The following is a 13,877-nucleotide window of genomic DNA, read 5'->3' as shown; positions in this document are numbered from 1 at the left end:
GGTCGGCGTGTTCGCCGTGGCTGAAATTCAGCCGCGCCACGTCCATACCGCTTTCGACGAGCTCGCGAATACGGTCACCGGTGGCGGTAGCAGGTCCAAGTGTGCATACGATCTTCGTGCGTCGGTTGTGTGTGAGGTCGCACGAGAATGCAGCGGGGGCCACGCTCTGTTCGCAATCACGAAGTGGTGGAATCGATTTCATTCTCTCGCCTAACTGAATGGGGGGGCCTGTGTTCAGGACGCCGGCATCCAAGATTTTGCAGACCGCTCACGGGAACGTGTGTGAGCCTTCGGTGGCAGATAATTTGGAGCTGAGACAATTCCTGGTATGACATCTCGACGCCGTGACTGAGTCGATTCTTGAGTATTCGTTGTAGTCGGCGGAAGAATTCGTCAGGCATCAGTCCGAACTGAACGAAGATGTCAGCGTCAGAGCCGCCGCCCCAATGGCGCCAGGTCAGAGCGAACTGCACCATCTCCGTGTTGATCTCAATCACATCTCCTCCAAGCTGAGCATCACTCGAACATTGGTTCGTCGATGGGTGGTGCCGTGCCCCGGCGTCCAGCGCGATCGGGTCTGGGAGCCGACCCGGTGAGTAGCCGGCTCCCAGACAGAACTCCGACGTACCCCGCTCTGCTAGTCGAGCAGAGCGTAGGACGTGGGAGCGTCTTCGTAACTCTCCGCGAGCGCCTCGAGCTCGTTCACATTGTCAAGTTCGGTTCCCATCGCGATATTCGTGATCCGTTCGAGGAAGATCTCGACGACGACGGGCACCTTGTGTTCGCTGGCCCAGGTTTTTGCCTGTTCCAGAGCGTCGGCAATCTCGTTCGGAGCGGTGACTCGAATTGCTTTACAACCCAGCCCCTCCGCCACGAGGAGGTGGTCGACGCCATATCCCTTCGGAACCGGCGAGGTATCCGTTGAGCGGGACTCCTCGGAATTGATGTTGTCGAAACCGAGCGACACGCAGTAGTTCATGTCGAACTGGCGCTGTGCCTGCCGGATCAGTCCCAGGTAGGAATTGTTCACGACGACGTGAACGTAGGGCAGGTTGAACTGGGCGCCCACCGCCAGTTCCTCGATCATGAACTGGAAGTCGTAGTCTCCAGAGAGGCCAACGACGGTAGCGGTCGGGTCGGCGGTGACGACTCCGAGTGCCGCTGGCAGTGTCCAGCCAAGTGGGCCTGCCTGTCCGCAGTTGATCCAGTTCCGCTCCTTGTACACGTGCAGGAACTGGCCGCCGGCGATCTGTGACAGACCGATTGCGGTGACGTACCGGACGTCGCGCCCGAAGACTTTGTTCATCTCCTCGTAGACACGCTGCGGTTTGACCGGGACGTCGTCGAAGTGGGTCTTGCGGTGCATGGTGCGTTTCCGGGTGTTGCAGTCTTCCACCCAGGTGCTGCGGTCCGCGAGGGTTCCGGCGGCCTTGCGCTCCTTCGCGACGGTGACGAACAGTTCGAGTGCCGCCTTGGCGTCGGAGACGATCCCGTAGTCCGGTGCGAACACGCGCCCGATCTGCGTGGGTTCGATGTCGACGTGAACGAACTTGCGCCCCTTGCGGTAGGTGTCGAGACCGCCCGTGTGCCGGTTGGCCCAGCGGTTGCCGATGCCCAGGACGAAGTCCGACGCCAGCATGGTCGCGTTGCCGTACCGGTGGGCGGTCTGCAGACCGACCATGCCCGCGGCGAGGCGGTGGTCGTCCGGGATGGTGCCCCAGCCCATCAGCGTCGGCACCACCGGAACGTCCAGCAGTTCCGCCAGTTCCACGAGCAGATCCGCGGCGTCGGCGTTGATGATGCCGCCGCCGGCGACGATCAGCGGGCGGTCGGCGGCCCCCAGCATGTCGAGGGCCTTCTCCGCCTGCGCCCGGGTCGCCGCCGGCTTGTACACGGGCAGCGGCTGGTAGGTGTCCGGGTCGAACTCGATCTCCGCCAGTTGCACGTCGATCGGCAGGTCGATGAGCACCGGTCCGGGCCTGCCGGACCGCATCAGGTGAAATGCCTGCGCGAACGCGCCCGGAACCTGGGCGGGCTCGAGCACCGTCATCGCCATCTTCGTGACCGGACCCGCGATCGCGGCGATGTCGACGGCCTGGAAGTCTTCCTTGTGCAGGCGCGCGACCGGGGCCTGCCCGGTGATCGCGAGGATCGGAATCGAGTCCGCCATCGCCGAGTACAGACCGGTGATCATGTCGGTCCCGGCCGGCCCGGACGTCCCGATGCAGACACCGATGTTCCCGGCCTTGGCGCGGGTGAATCCCTCGGCCATGTGGGATGCGCCCTCGACGTGGCGGGCGAGAACGTGCTTGATCCCGCCGTGGTCGCGCATTGCGGAGTAGAACGGGTTGATCGCCGCACCGGGGAGACCGAATGCCTGTGTGGCGCCTTCGAGCTCGAGGATTTTCACAGCGGCATCAACGGCGCGCATGCGTGGCATGTCATTTCTCCCTTGATGAATCAGATTATCGGTGGTTTAGGGTGTGGCCGGAGAGCCGCTCGATGCCACGCAATAGAGCTGAGTGGTCGAGTCCGCCGTCGCCGTTCGCGCGTGCCGAAGCCATCAACTGGGCGACGACTGCGCCGAGTGGTGCGACGACGCCGGCCTCTCGGGCAGCTGCAGTGAAGATCCCCATATCTTTGTGGTGCAGGTCGATACGGAAACCGGGTTCGAAGGACCGGTCGAGCATCTTCTGCGCCTTCTGGTTGAGCACGGCCGATCCCGCCAGACCGCCCCCGAGGACTTCGACCGCGGCCGAGGTATCGACTCCGTAGGCTTCGAGGAAGATGACTGCTTCGGCGAGGAGTTGGATGTTGCCGGCAACGATGAGTTGGTTTGCGGCCTTGACGGTCTGACCAGCGCCGCTGGGGCCGACATGTGCGATGGTCTTGCCGACTACGTCAAGAATGGGCTTTGCTGCCTGGAAGTCTTCGTCGCTGCCGCCGACCATGATTGACAAGGATGCATTGACGGCGCCGGCTTCCCCGCCGGAGACCGGCGCGTCAATTTGCCGGAACCCGTGCGCCGAAGCCTGAGACGCGAGCTCTGCGGCAACATCCGGCCGGATGCTCGAGAAATCAATGATCAAGGCACCCTTCTGGGCGTTCTCGAAGACGCCATTCTCCCCGGCGAGCACTTCCTGGACATCGGGAGAATCCGGAACCATGACGGCGACAACATCTGCTCCAGCCACGGCCTTCGCAATCGAATCGGCGGCAGTCCCCCCAGCCTCGACAAGCGGGCCGGTGCGGTTGGGAGTGAGGTTGTACCCGACCACGTGGTGGCCAGCGTTGGCAAGGTGAACCGCCATTGGGCTGCCCATGATGCCGAGTCCGATGAATGCGATGGTGCTCATGAGTTAATCCTTGATTCGTTGTGGAATGTGATCGTTAAGGGAATTGTCAGATGCCGACACCACGACGTGATGGGCGAAGGTCTCGATCGAGCCAGTCGAAGGTGTTCTGGTGAGTGGACTTGTACTCGAGTCCGACATAGCCGCCGTAACCGTTGCTGCGAAGTTGGTCCAGGTAGCAGTGCAAGTCGAGCGTTCCGGTACCCGGCTCCCCCCGCCCGGGAGAGTCCGCGATCTGCACATGACCGATGTGGTCGGCATACACGTCGAGCGCCGTCGAAATGTCGTCGCCATTGACCTCGAGGTGGTAGAGGTCGGCGAGCAGTCGGAGATTGTCGGTGCCGAAGGTCTCTCGCACACGATCAATCACCTGCACAGCATCGGCAGCGTGCTTGAGCGGGTACCCCACAGCTCCGCTGACTGGTTCGACAAGGACCACCGCGCCGATCTGATTCGCAGCCTCACCCGCATGGGCTAGGTTCTCGGCCGCGATCGCGTCCTGTTCCTCGGGGGCGAAGGCTTCAGAACGGTTGCCGTACAGCGCGTTGAAAGCTTTGGTGCCCAGGCTTTGTGCAATCGCAATGGCGACAGCGACGTTGTCGCGGAACTCCGACGTGTGAGTGGGATTGGACAGGATGCCTCGGTCGCCCGCGGGCATGTCACCGGCCGCGAAGTTCAATCCGGTGAGCTGTACGCCGGCGTCGTTGATCGAGCGGATGAACGAAGTGACCTCGCGGTCGGTCGGTACGGCGCGAGCAAATGGCCACCAGAATTCGACAGCATCGAATCCGGCTTGACGGGCGGCTTGCGGACGCTCGAGGAGCGGCACATCGGTCAACAGGATGGAGCAGTTGACGGTGAAGGAGGGGGAAATCGCCACCGGGATGGATCCTTTCTGTGTGTCTCAGCAGGAGAAGTTGCCGACAGGCGGTGCGGGATGACAAGTCGCGACGGTCGGTGGCCGCAACTACTCAGATGCATTGGACCCGTGAGGGTCAGCGAGGCTGCGGAGCTGTGAGAAGTTCGGATCTTGCGAACGCGTGCGGGCGGAGATAGAGGCCGGCCGGTTCGAGCAATTTCCGCATTATGGAAGAATATTTCCGATTAATGAACACAGTGAACCCCTAGCCCACCTCGTCTGTCAAGTGCGTATGCGATGCGGCTTTGTGGCACTGGGGAGCGCTTGACCATCGAGTCTCGCTTCGTCGGATTAGGCGAAAGCAGGAGGGCCTCCATTCCGTTGTGTCGCGGTTGACAAGCGGTTCGCTCCCTGCCACTCTCGCCCTATAGAAGTTTAATTCCGCATAATGGAAGTGAGCGCTGACCTTGCCGTCTCACGGCCGGTTGGCTACCCCTTTGCGCATTCGTGAACATGTGGGTGACAACGAATCAGGTCACCCCACATACACAATCCCGCTGGCAACACCGCCCCCCTCGGGCACCGCGTGTGCCAGCGCTAACTCGACGGCCATCGAACACAATGCGACCGGCGGTCCCTGAAGAGGACCCAGCAGGATGGAGATCCGACAGATGACACGCCATATCCTCGTGGCCCCTGACAAGTTCAAGGGTTCCTTGTCCGCGACGGACGCAGCGGACGCGATCACTCGCGGGCTGCAGCAATTCGATCCGGCCATCCGCACGATCGAATGCCCTATCGCGGATGGTGGCGAAGGCACGCTGGCCGCCGCAGTTGCCGCCGGCTTCGAACGAATTGCGGTCGACGCGCCCGGCCCAACAGGGAGGCGGGTCTCGACTGCCTACGCCCGACGAGGAACGACTGCGGTGATCGAGATGGCCGATGTCGTAGGACTGCAACGGCTACCTGGCGGCGCCCGGCGACCGATGACAGCATCGAGTCGTGGTCTCGGACATGTCCTTGCGCGAGCTCTCGACGACGGCTGTCGACACATCGTATTGGGAATCGGAGGAAGCGCCTCCACGGACGGCGGCGCCGGCTTCCTCCAGGCACTCGGTGCTGAACTGCTCGACGAGCACGGTGGCCCGCTCGTGGACGGTGGCAGAGCACTGCTCGGTGCCCGGACACTAGATGTAGCCGCGCTGCATCCCGGATTGGCGGAGGCGACGATCGTCATCGCCTCTGATGTAGACAATCCCCTCTGCGGTCCAGCTGGCGCAGCCGCTGTGTATGCCCCACAGAAGGGAGCCAGTACCGCACAAGTCGAGGAACTCGATGCGGCACTAGAACACTGGGCAACACTCGTCGAAACAGCTACAGGAAGAGATGTGCGTTGCACGCCAGGCGCCGGTGCCGCAGGGGGCGTTGGTTTCGCCGCGATGGCGGTCCTGGACGCCGAGTTGCGCTCTGGTATCGACTTGATCCTCGACATGGTGGGGCTCGATAGGCACCTTCATGAAGCGATCGCAGTCATTACCGGGGAAGGCTCGCTCGATCGGCAGTCCCTGCACGGAAAAGCCCCGGTGGGTGTTCGGTTCCGTGCGACCGCTCACGGAGTTCCCGCATATGCCATTGTTGGTGTGTCGAAGTTGACGCCGGAGGAGGAAGCGGCCGCACAATTTGCTGCAATCTACTCGCTACACGACCGTGAGCCCGACATCACTCGCTCCATCACCGGAGCAGGACACCTACTAACGGCGATTGCACAGGACCTGGCGGCAGAGCACTTCAGTACCAGCACAAAGCGCTCGTGAGCCCATGCGTACACGGGCTCACGGCTAGGAAGATCCTGAGAGATCCCCACCAGGTTCCGGGCAGTTCCTGGTCTTGCGAGGGTGCGTTAGTTTGAAGGCCATGCTAGCCCCCGGCTGGTGAGATGCTGCGCCGTTGATCACCTGCAGACCGTACGGTCGGTGTCAGTGGATCAAGCACCTCGGGACGGGACCCATGTGGCGGCCGTCCGCGATCCCCGGCCCCGCAACGCTGCGCCACCACGAACGCCCTGGCCGGTGAAGCCACTCGAAGTTGTCACTCCTGTGGACTATCAACGTGTTCGGGCGCTTGAATGATCTGCATCGCACTCACTGCAACGGATAGAGCAGTCCGATCACGCGGATTGTCGAGGTCGTACTCCAACAGGGAACTGAGCTGATTGATTCTGTAGTAGAGGGACTGCCGCCGCAGGTGGAGCCGCTGAGCTGCCACGGCCTTCGACCCACCGCATTCGAGTAGGACTACCAGAGTCGGCATCAGCTTGGTCTGCCGACCTTGGTCGTACGCGATCAATTGACCAAGCATTTCTTCCACGGAAAGCCGCAATTCCGCCCTGTCCGCGTTCTTATACAGAATCCGCTCGACAGCCAGGTCTTTTGCCGCGATCACGGCCGAAGAGGCGGGTTTGGCATCCTGACAGATCCTCAGCGACAGGTGTGCTTCGGTCATGCTGCGGGGTAGATCTGCATATCGAATGACGCTTGGCCCGACGGCGGCGACAGTCTTCCCGCGAAACGTGATGTGACCAGTCAAATCATTGAGCAGTGTCGAGGAAAAACCCCTTGTGGTCTCGTCGGTGTGAGCGGCGATCACTGCACACGCAAGGCCTTCATACACACCGACCAGTCCGTATCCATGGGTGTCTACCAGCTGATTGAGGATATCAACCGAGTTCGCGACTTGAAATCGGTCGATGACAACGCATGCATAGGGCCGGGTGGATGTGGGTAGTCCGGCGGCACGTAGCCGATCCTGCAACACGTGATCCTCGATGTATCGCCCCTGTAAGAACTGTTCGATCAGCATGTGCTTCAGGCGCAAAGACCTTGTGACATTCGGTTCGTTGCGTATGAGCGCTAATGCGATTACTGCAGGTGCACGCTCGAGAAGAGCGTCGAGTAGAACCGACGGAACATTGTCCGCGCCGACGGTGAGGCGGCCCCACAGTATGCCGTCGACGAAGACCGGTGCTGTCGAGGCAGGGCTGCCCGCTAGGCCAGCTGGGAGCGAACCGGCGTGGGCGATGATCTGCTTGCTGTCGTCTTGCAGAGAGACCCATGTTCCCGAGATGTCACGGATGCCGTCGACGATCGCGGCGAGTGTCCCGCCCCGAGCGAGGAGCTCCGATAGCGAGCGTGATATCTCGTCGGCGTGCCGAAGTTTGGTGATCGATCGATCGATGATCATGCTGTTGATCGCCTCTGCGACCTCGGTAAATCGCAGAGCCGGCTGTAGAACGACCACTGGCAAGCCGAGGCGCTCGGCCTCCTCGGCCATCTCAGATGGGAGCGCATCGAATGTGCGCCCCACCTCGACCATCAGCCCGGCGATACCTTTCTGAGCTAGCTGCCGGACATAGTTTCGACGTGCTTCTTCATCGACGCCGACCAAGCCGACACCATTAGTGAGCAAAACTTCGTCCCCGCGCAGAAGCGGAGCGATGTCGTACAGGTCCGCACAGTGAATCCACCGCACATTGTTTCCGAGTCGGTCCGCTCCGCTAACCAAGACAGGATGACCCGCCGCAACCAATGGATGCTCCAGAACATCATTGAGATGCATCGCCATGGGACATAGTGTCGCACGGCACACCAAATTTGTTTGCCACTGTGACCGTTGTTCATTGCTTCCCGTGCACGGAGAGTTAAGGAGTCAAGAAATTCCCGCGCACAGAGGGTGGCACATGACCACATCGACCATTTCCAACTCGACACCGACGAATACGAGTTGGCGCGGCGACGCCGCCGCGATCGCATGCCTGACGTTTGCGGTAGACGCAGAGACACCTGTCCTGGCGGCCGGCCGCCGATACTCCTCCAACGCGATGGCAATGTCACATCAGTCCTACGACATGCGTAGGGGGCTTCCGCGTCTTCTCGGAATTCTCAACGAGTTCTCAATTCGTGCTACGTTTTTCGTCCCCGGCTTCGTTGCCGAGATGCATCCTGACGCAGTCTCGGCTATTGCAGAACAAGGCCACGAAGTGGCTCACCACAGCTACAGTCACCGGCCCACCACCCAGCTCACCCGCTCACAGGAGCGCGAGGAGTTCGAGCGCGGAATGGAGGCGCTGAGCGCACTCGACATCCATCCTGTGGGTTATCGGGCACCCATGTGGGCGGCTTCCTGGGATACCGCCGAGTTCGCAACCGAGTTCGGGTTGAAATACGACACCAGCCTGATGGACGACGACAGGCCGTACGTCATCCAAACCGGAAGCGGTCCGCTGGTCGAGCTGCCCCCTCACTGGTCGCTGGACGACTGGGAACAGTACGCCTACCTGCCGGAACCACACCTCGGCAACGTCATCGAACCGCCGGAGAAGGCACTCTCTTTGTGGACCGCTGAGCTGGATGGTATGCGTGAATGGGGTGGACTATTCCAATTGACCGCACATTCATTCCTCAGCGGCCGGCCCGGACGCGCCCAAAACTTGCGAAAGCTCATCGAAACGGTCCTCGACCGCGGAGACGTTGAGTTCCGCACCGGCGAAGAACTCTGCGCCGCTGCGCTTCTCGACCACAGCCTCGAATGGCGCAAACAGGAACGTATCGAAGTTTCTGCAGCGACCTACCCCATTTGGTAACGAATTTCAGGAGTACAGCATGACCACCTTAGTTACCGGCGGTAAAGGATTCGTCGGAAGGCATCTCGTCAATCACCTCGTCGAGCAGGGCGAGGCAGTCGTAAGTTACAACCGTGATTTCGCCGTTGACACGCGGCCCAGCGTCACCACTGTTCAAGGCGAGCTCTTCGACATCCCGGTCCTCGTCAAGGCGCTGACCGATAACCGTGTCGACAAGATTATTCACACGGCTGGAATGAGTCACCCCGGAGTGTCGGTGGATCTGCCGCTGACCACCATCGCGGCTAACATCGACGGCACCGCGGCGGTGTTCGAGGCCGCACGCATGGCCGGCGTACGCCGGATCGTAAACTTTTCGTCGGAATGCGCCTACGGAAACCTCGACGAAACTGTTCTGGTGCAAGAGGATGCAAAGCCGACCCCTACCACTCCGTACGGGGTGACGAAGGTTGCCGGCGAACTCCTCGGAAACGTGTACAACAACCTGTACGGCACGGAAATCGTTTCGCTGCGCGTCACCGAGGTCTACGGACCCGGGCTATGGATGCCGAGCCTGCTAGGCGATCTGCTCAACGCTGCACTCTCCGGATCGCCCTTCACTCTTGCGAGCGGGGGCGACCACAAGTTCCAGTTCGTCTACGTCCAGGATGTCGCCGCCGCCGCTTACCTGGCCTCCGTCGCAGCAGACCTGACTCAGCCTGTGTACCACGTCTCGGGCGGTACCCAGATCACGGTCGCCGAGACTGCTGACACGATCCGCACGATCTTCCCGGAGGCGAAGTTCGAGATTGGTCCCGGGCACATAGAGAAGTGGGACCGGCAGGGCAAGTTCGATCTGAGTGCATCCGAGCGTGATCTCGGATATCGGCCGGCTTGGTCGCTGGCCGACGGCCTTGCCGCATCCGTGCAGTGGATCCAGGCACAAGGGGGCTGATCACCACCATGGTCACCGGGAGCACGAAGAGCGGATCCTGGCTTCAGGGCGCAGCGGCGGCGATGGTATTGACGTTCGACGTCGATGCCGAGTCGTGCGTACTGGCCGAGGATGCCAAGTACGCTGACCATCCAGGCGTGATGAGCCATCAGGCGTACGGTCCGCAAGTGGGTGTGCCCAGAATTCTCGCATTGCTGGCGGAATTCAAAATTCGGGCGACGTTCTTCGTGCCCGGTAGGACCGCGGACACCTGGCCCCACGTGGTGGAAGCCATCGCAGCTGAAGGGCACGAGATCGCCCACCATTCGTACGCCCACAGGCGACTGGTGGACATGTCGCCCGATGAGGAACGCCGCGACTTCGACGACGGCATGGCAGCCCTGCAACGCATCGGCATTGTGCCGGTCGGGCATCGCAGTCCGTTGTCCGCACCAAGCGTCCGGACTGCAAACATGCTCGCTGAACACGGATTCCGCTACCAATCAACACTGATGGACGACGACCGTCCCTACCTGTTGGAAACCACTGACGGAACCCTCGCTGAACTGCCACCTCACTGGATCCTCGACGACTTCCCCCAGTACGCATTCCTGCCAGATCCGGCTATCGGCACTGCGGTCGAGTCCCCTCGCAAGGCTCTCGAAGTGTGGTCGTTGGAAATGGCTGCAATGCGCGAACTCGGATGCCTTTTCGTATTGTGCAATCATCCGTTCCTCTCCGGACGGCCATCGCGGGTACAGGCTCTGCGTGAGCTGATCGGGACCACCCTCGATTACGGTGACGTCCCGATCCTGACTGCCGCTGAAGTGGCCGAGCGCGTCCACGCCGATCCTGATGCCAGGCACAAACCTCTTCACACGACGGGCAGGCCCGCCGAGCATCGGCTAAGGCCCAAACGCTCGTCCTCGCCCGAGACATGCAAATCCCCACCCCTCATTGCGGAACGGAATCAGCGAACCTCCTACCTCCCCGCGATCCCATGTCAACTAGGAGTACAGAACATGAGCACCACAAACACCGCCGACCAGAGAGTCGCATTGATCACCGGAGCCGGCTCCGGTATCGGACAGGCCACCGCAGAAGTACTCGCCAGCCAGGGTATTGACGTTGCCCTGGTATCGCGACCCGGACACGACCTCGACTCGGCGGCTGAAACTTGCCAGGCCCACGGCGTCCGAGTGCTGAAGATCGCAGCCGACATTTCCGACCCGGACGAAGTTCGCGCGGCCTTCGCCAGAACCGAATCCGAACTGGGCCCGATCACAGACGTCCACAACAACGCCGGCATCTCAGTGGTTGCTCCACTGGTCGACACCAGTGACGACATCTGGTCCACTCAGTTGGCCACCAACCTCTCCGGCAGCTTCTACGTCCTACGCGAAGCCGCACGAGTGATGGTGCCGCGCAAGCGGGGTGCAATCGTCAACACCGCCTCGGAGCTCGCACTGCAAGGACAGGCCGGCTACGTGGCGTACACCGCCACCAAGGGCGGCATCCTGTCGATGACCCGTAGCGCCGCGGCGGAACTCGCTTCTTGGGGAATTCGAGTCAATGCAGTGTGTCCCGGGACAACCCGCACCCCGATGTTCCTTGCAGAATTCGATGGAGCCGAGGACCCCTCCGCAGAGTTCGCCGAGAACGAAGCAAGTGTGGCACTCCGCAGGATCGCCACACCCACCGAGATCGCCAAGGCTGTGGCCTTCCTGCTCTCCGATGACGCCAGCTATGTCACCGGAACCCAGCTCGTTGCCGACGGTGGGCGCAGCGGATGCTTCCCCGTGGGCAGCATCGGCGTCGACGCCGCCGCCTCGGTCTAACCGAGTCCGACGACCTCCCACTCGTCAAAGGTCCCGAAGGAAATCACATGCAAGAAACAAACACAGAGCCAACGAGCAAGCCCAAGTCTCGGCTCGAAGAACTCGGTTACGAGCAGCAGCTCGACAGACGCCTGAGCGTCTGGGAGGTCGTCGGACTCGCCATGGCGGACGTATCCCCAACTATGGGTGTCCTCTTCCTCTCGGCGGGAATCTTCGCAGTCGGCGGCACATTCGCTATCGGCGCGAGCCTCATCCTCTCAGTGGTCGTCATCCTGATCGCGATCTGTCTCGCCGAGCTGGCAAGCATGTTCCCCATCGCCGGCGGAATGTACTCACTCGTGAGGAGAGTGCTACCCGGTCCGATCTCATGGATCACCACGTTCAACTACTTAATCCAGGGTGTAGTCATCCCGGCGAGTATCTCACTAGGAATGGTCGCCTTTCTCAAAGACCTGTTCCCCGGAATCTCGTTGCCTGATCAACTCATCGCATTGGTACTACTCGGCCTCGCCATGGCGATTGCGCTGACGAAGGTCGAGGTGGGTGCCTGGGCGACTGCGGTCATGGTCATCGTGGAGATCATCGTTCTCTCGATTATCACATTCGCGGCGTTGAAGGACCCGAGTCAGTCGCTGACCGAGGTAACCATGCATCCGACAATGCTGACCAATGGAGAACTCGGCGCGGTCGGCCTCGTCATAATGCTCGCAACCCTGGCGCCGGCATTCAACGTGATCAACGGCTATGACGCCTCGCTGGGCTTCGCCGAAGAACTCAAGGGCGGCGAGCGCGCGATCGGACGCACCGTCATCATCTCGGCGGTCATGGCGTGCGTCCTGATCGTCGTGCCACTGACCGCAGCAGTGATCGCAGCACCGGACCTCAAAGAATTCTTCAATGCACCGGCACCGGTCGTGTACTCCGTCGAGCAGTCACTCGGACCGTACGCGCGGTACGTGGTCGACGTGGGTGGACTCGTGGCGCTCTTCAACGCCATGCTGTCACTGCTCATGTACTTCGGCCGCGGCGTATACACCACGGGCCGAGACAAGATCTGGCCAGACGCCGTGAACACGAAGCTCGGAAAGTTGAATAGATTCCAGGCGCCTGCCGCTGGTGTGGTCGTCCTGGTGATTCCCGCGGCAATCCTGATCTTCAGCTCAGCCTTGAACTTCCTGATCATCTTCGCGGGAACTGTGATCGCAGCAGTGTATCTTTGCATCGGTCTTGCAGCCTTCTGGAGCCGCTTCAACCTGCGCGACGAAGAACGGCCCTACAAGATGAAGTTGTGGCCGCTCCCCCCGATCGCCGTAGTCGGATTCACCGCACTCGCCTTGGCGAGCCAGGATCCCGAGTACCTGATCGCTGAAGGTGTACTCATCGTCGCCGCGTTGTCATGTTGGGCCGGATCCAAGTTCTGGTCGCGCCAGTCCCCTCAACCTGTCGAGATCTAGCACCGCCCCAATCCCTGCCGACCCGCGATGACCAATGATCTCGCGGGTCGGCAGTAACCACCTTCAAAGAGCCTGCCCACGACCGTACGCCGCCGACTATCGTCTTAGAGAAGGGTGGCGCGCAACCGCGAGAAGACCTGATCCTGTGAGGAATTCGCTTTAGTGTAGATGCCACCGGCGCATCGCCGATGCTCCCCCTACAACAAATGGAGTAGCGATGAAGACAAACCAACAGGTTCAGGTGCATCGAGGGCTTGGATGTACGGCAGTCGTCGATCCGATTGAACGCACAGTGACCCTCTTCCACTTCGGGATCCTGACGAACCGTCACAAGCGGCGCATATCGCCACGCGTGATCGCACTAGACGATGTCACAGGAATCACCCATCTCAATGGGTCTTTCCTCAAACGAGGAAGCATGCGATTGGTGCTTTACAATGGCGCCGGCTACCACCCGAGCATCTTGAAGGACATCAACAGTTACTTCGATGTCGACGGCGACACCGAAGGCGACAAGTTTGCGCGGACCGTCTTGTCAATCATCGGTCGGTAGTGTGCGAAGCGCCCATTCACGGCAGGGAATGCGCGATTAGTGCCACTAGCCATGTGCGGATGGGCCAGGTAGAAAGTCTCGGTCCTGTGTCGCGAATGCGATCGGCAGGGCCATTAAGAAAGTGCCGATCGGCTGCTATCGCCTAGGAGCGTGGGTCGGTAACACGCCGGGCGGGGTGTTCGGGTGATGGTCGGGTATGCGAGATGATGGGGCGTGCCTGATGATCTCGATGATGGTGGGTTATTCGAGGTAGACCCTGTGCAGCGGG

General features: G+C 61.1%; 12 protein-coding genes and 1 pseudogene. 7 read left to right on the top strand and 6 right to left on the bottom strand.

Annotated elements, in window-relative coordinates:
* The 4 genes from G9373_RS47335 to G9373_RS42825 all read right to left on the bottom strand — a co-directional run.
* Positions 1-202: pyruvate kinase (locus G9373_RS47335; protein ID WP_240961075.1), on the bottom strand; the 202-nt coding region annotated here is incomplete at its 3' end.
* A gap of 435 nt (positions 203-637) precedes the next feature.
* Positions 638-2,440, bottom strand: a complete 1,803-nt coding sequence (gene gcl, locus G9373_RS42835) for a glyoxylate carboligase (protein WP_167120942.1) — start codon at positions 2,438-2,440, stop codon at positions 638-640.
* A 25-nt stretch (positions 2,441-2,465) separates the two neighbouring features.
* A complete protein-coding gene (locus tag G9373_RS42830) occupies positions 2,466-3,356 on the bottom strand; it encodes a 2-hydroxy-3-oxopropionate reductase (RefSeq protein WP_167120940.1) in 891 nt (296 codons plus the stop codon).
* Positions 3,357-3,402: 46 nt separating this feature from the next.
* Entirely contained in the window at positions 3,403-4,233 is an 831-nt protein-coding gene (locus tag G9373_RS42825) for a TIM barrel protein (protein WP_167120938.1), read from the bottom strand.
* Between the two features lie 650 nt (positions 4,234-4,883).
* On the opposite strand from G9373_RS42825, the gene G9373_RS42820 reads away from it, so the two are divergent.
* A complete protein-coding gene (locus G9373_RS42820) occupies positions 4,884-6,026 on the top strand; it encodes a glycerate kinase (RefSeq protein WP_167120944.1) in 1,143 nt (380 codons plus the stop codon).
* Positions 6,027-6,300: 274 nt separating this feature from the next.
* Here the strand turns inward: G9373_RS42820 and G9373_RS42815 are convergent, their stop codons facing one another.
* Positions 6,301-7,833, bottom strand: a complete 1,533-nt coding sequence (locus G9373_RS42815; RefSeq protein ID WP_167120936.1) for a PucR family transcriptional regulator — start codon at positions 7,831-7,833, stop codon at positions 6,301-6,303.
* A gap of 115 nt (positions 7,834-7,948) precedes the next feature.
* Between G9373_RS42815 and G9373_RS42810 the strand changes: the two genes are divergently transcribed.
* From G9373_RS42810 to G9373_RS47330, 3 genes and pseudogenes are all read left to right on the top strand, one after another.
* A complete protein-coding gene (locus G9373_RS42810) occupies positions 7,949-8,851 on the top strand; it encodes a polysaccharide deacetylase (protein WP_167120934.1) in 903 nt (300 codons plus the stop codon).
* Positions 8,852-8,870: 19 nt separating this feature from the next.
* The gene (locus G9373_RS42805; protein WP_167120932.1) at positions 8,871-9,785 is read left to right on the top strand and encodes an NAD-dependent epimerase/dehydratase family protein; all 915 of its coding nucleotides are present in this window, start codon (positions 8,871-8,873) and stop codon (positions 9,783-9,785) included.
* 8 nt (positions 9,786-9,793) lie between these two features.
* Positions 9,794-10,252: pseudogene (locus G9373_RS47330) on the top strand (polysaccharide deacetylase family protein); the annotation flags it as partial.
* Between the two features lie 15 nt (positions 10,253-10,267).
* Here G9373_RS47330 and G9373_RS47325 read toward each other — a convergent pair.
* The gene (locus G9373_RS47325) at positions 10,268-10,609 is read right to left on the bottom strand and encodes a hypothetical protein (protein WP_240961077.1); all 342 of its coding nucleotides are present in this window, start codon (positions 10,607-10,609) and stop codon (positions 10,268-10,270) included.
* A gap of 177 nt (positions 10,610-10,786) precedes the next feature.
* On the opposite strand from G9373_RS47325, the gene G9373_RS46040 reads away from it, so the two are divergent.
* The 3 genes from G9373_RS46040 to G9373_RS42790 all read left to right on the top strand — a co-directional run bounded on the left by G9373_RS46040 (position 10,787) and on the right by G9373_RS42790 (position 13,609).
* Positions 10,787-11,602: an SDR family NAD(P)-dependent oxidoreductase gene (locus G9373_RS46040; RefSeq protein WP_206033766.1), complete on the top strand. Its 816-nt coding sequence runs from the start codon at positions 10,787-10,789 to the stop codon at positions 11,600-11,602.
* A gap of 47 nt (positions 11,603-11,649) precedes the next feature.
* Positions 11,650-13,056 carry an APC family permease gene (locus tag G9373_RS42795; RefSeq protein ID WP_167120928.1) on the top strand — a complete coding sequence of 469 codons (1,407 nt, stop codon included), beginning with the start codon at positions 11,650-11,652 and terminating at the stop codon, positions 13,054-13,056.
* 217 nt (positions 13,057-13,273) lie between these two features.
* Positions 13,274-13,609, top strand: a complete 336-nt coding sequence (locus G9373_RS42790) for a hypothetical protein (RefSeq protein ID WP_167120926.1) — start codon at positions 13,274-13,276, stop codon at positions 13,607-13,609.
* The last annotated feature ends 268 nt before the right edge of the window (positions 13,610-13,877 follow it).

Origin of the sequence: Rhodococcus sp. A14, from assembly GCF_011603105.1 — a bacterium.
GTDB classification, from domain to species: Bacteria; Actinomycetota; Actinomycetes; order Mycobacteriales; family Mycobacteriaceae; genus Rhodococcus_F; species Rhodococcus_F opacus.
This window is presented reverse-complemented; position numbering and strand designations above follow the sequence as displayed.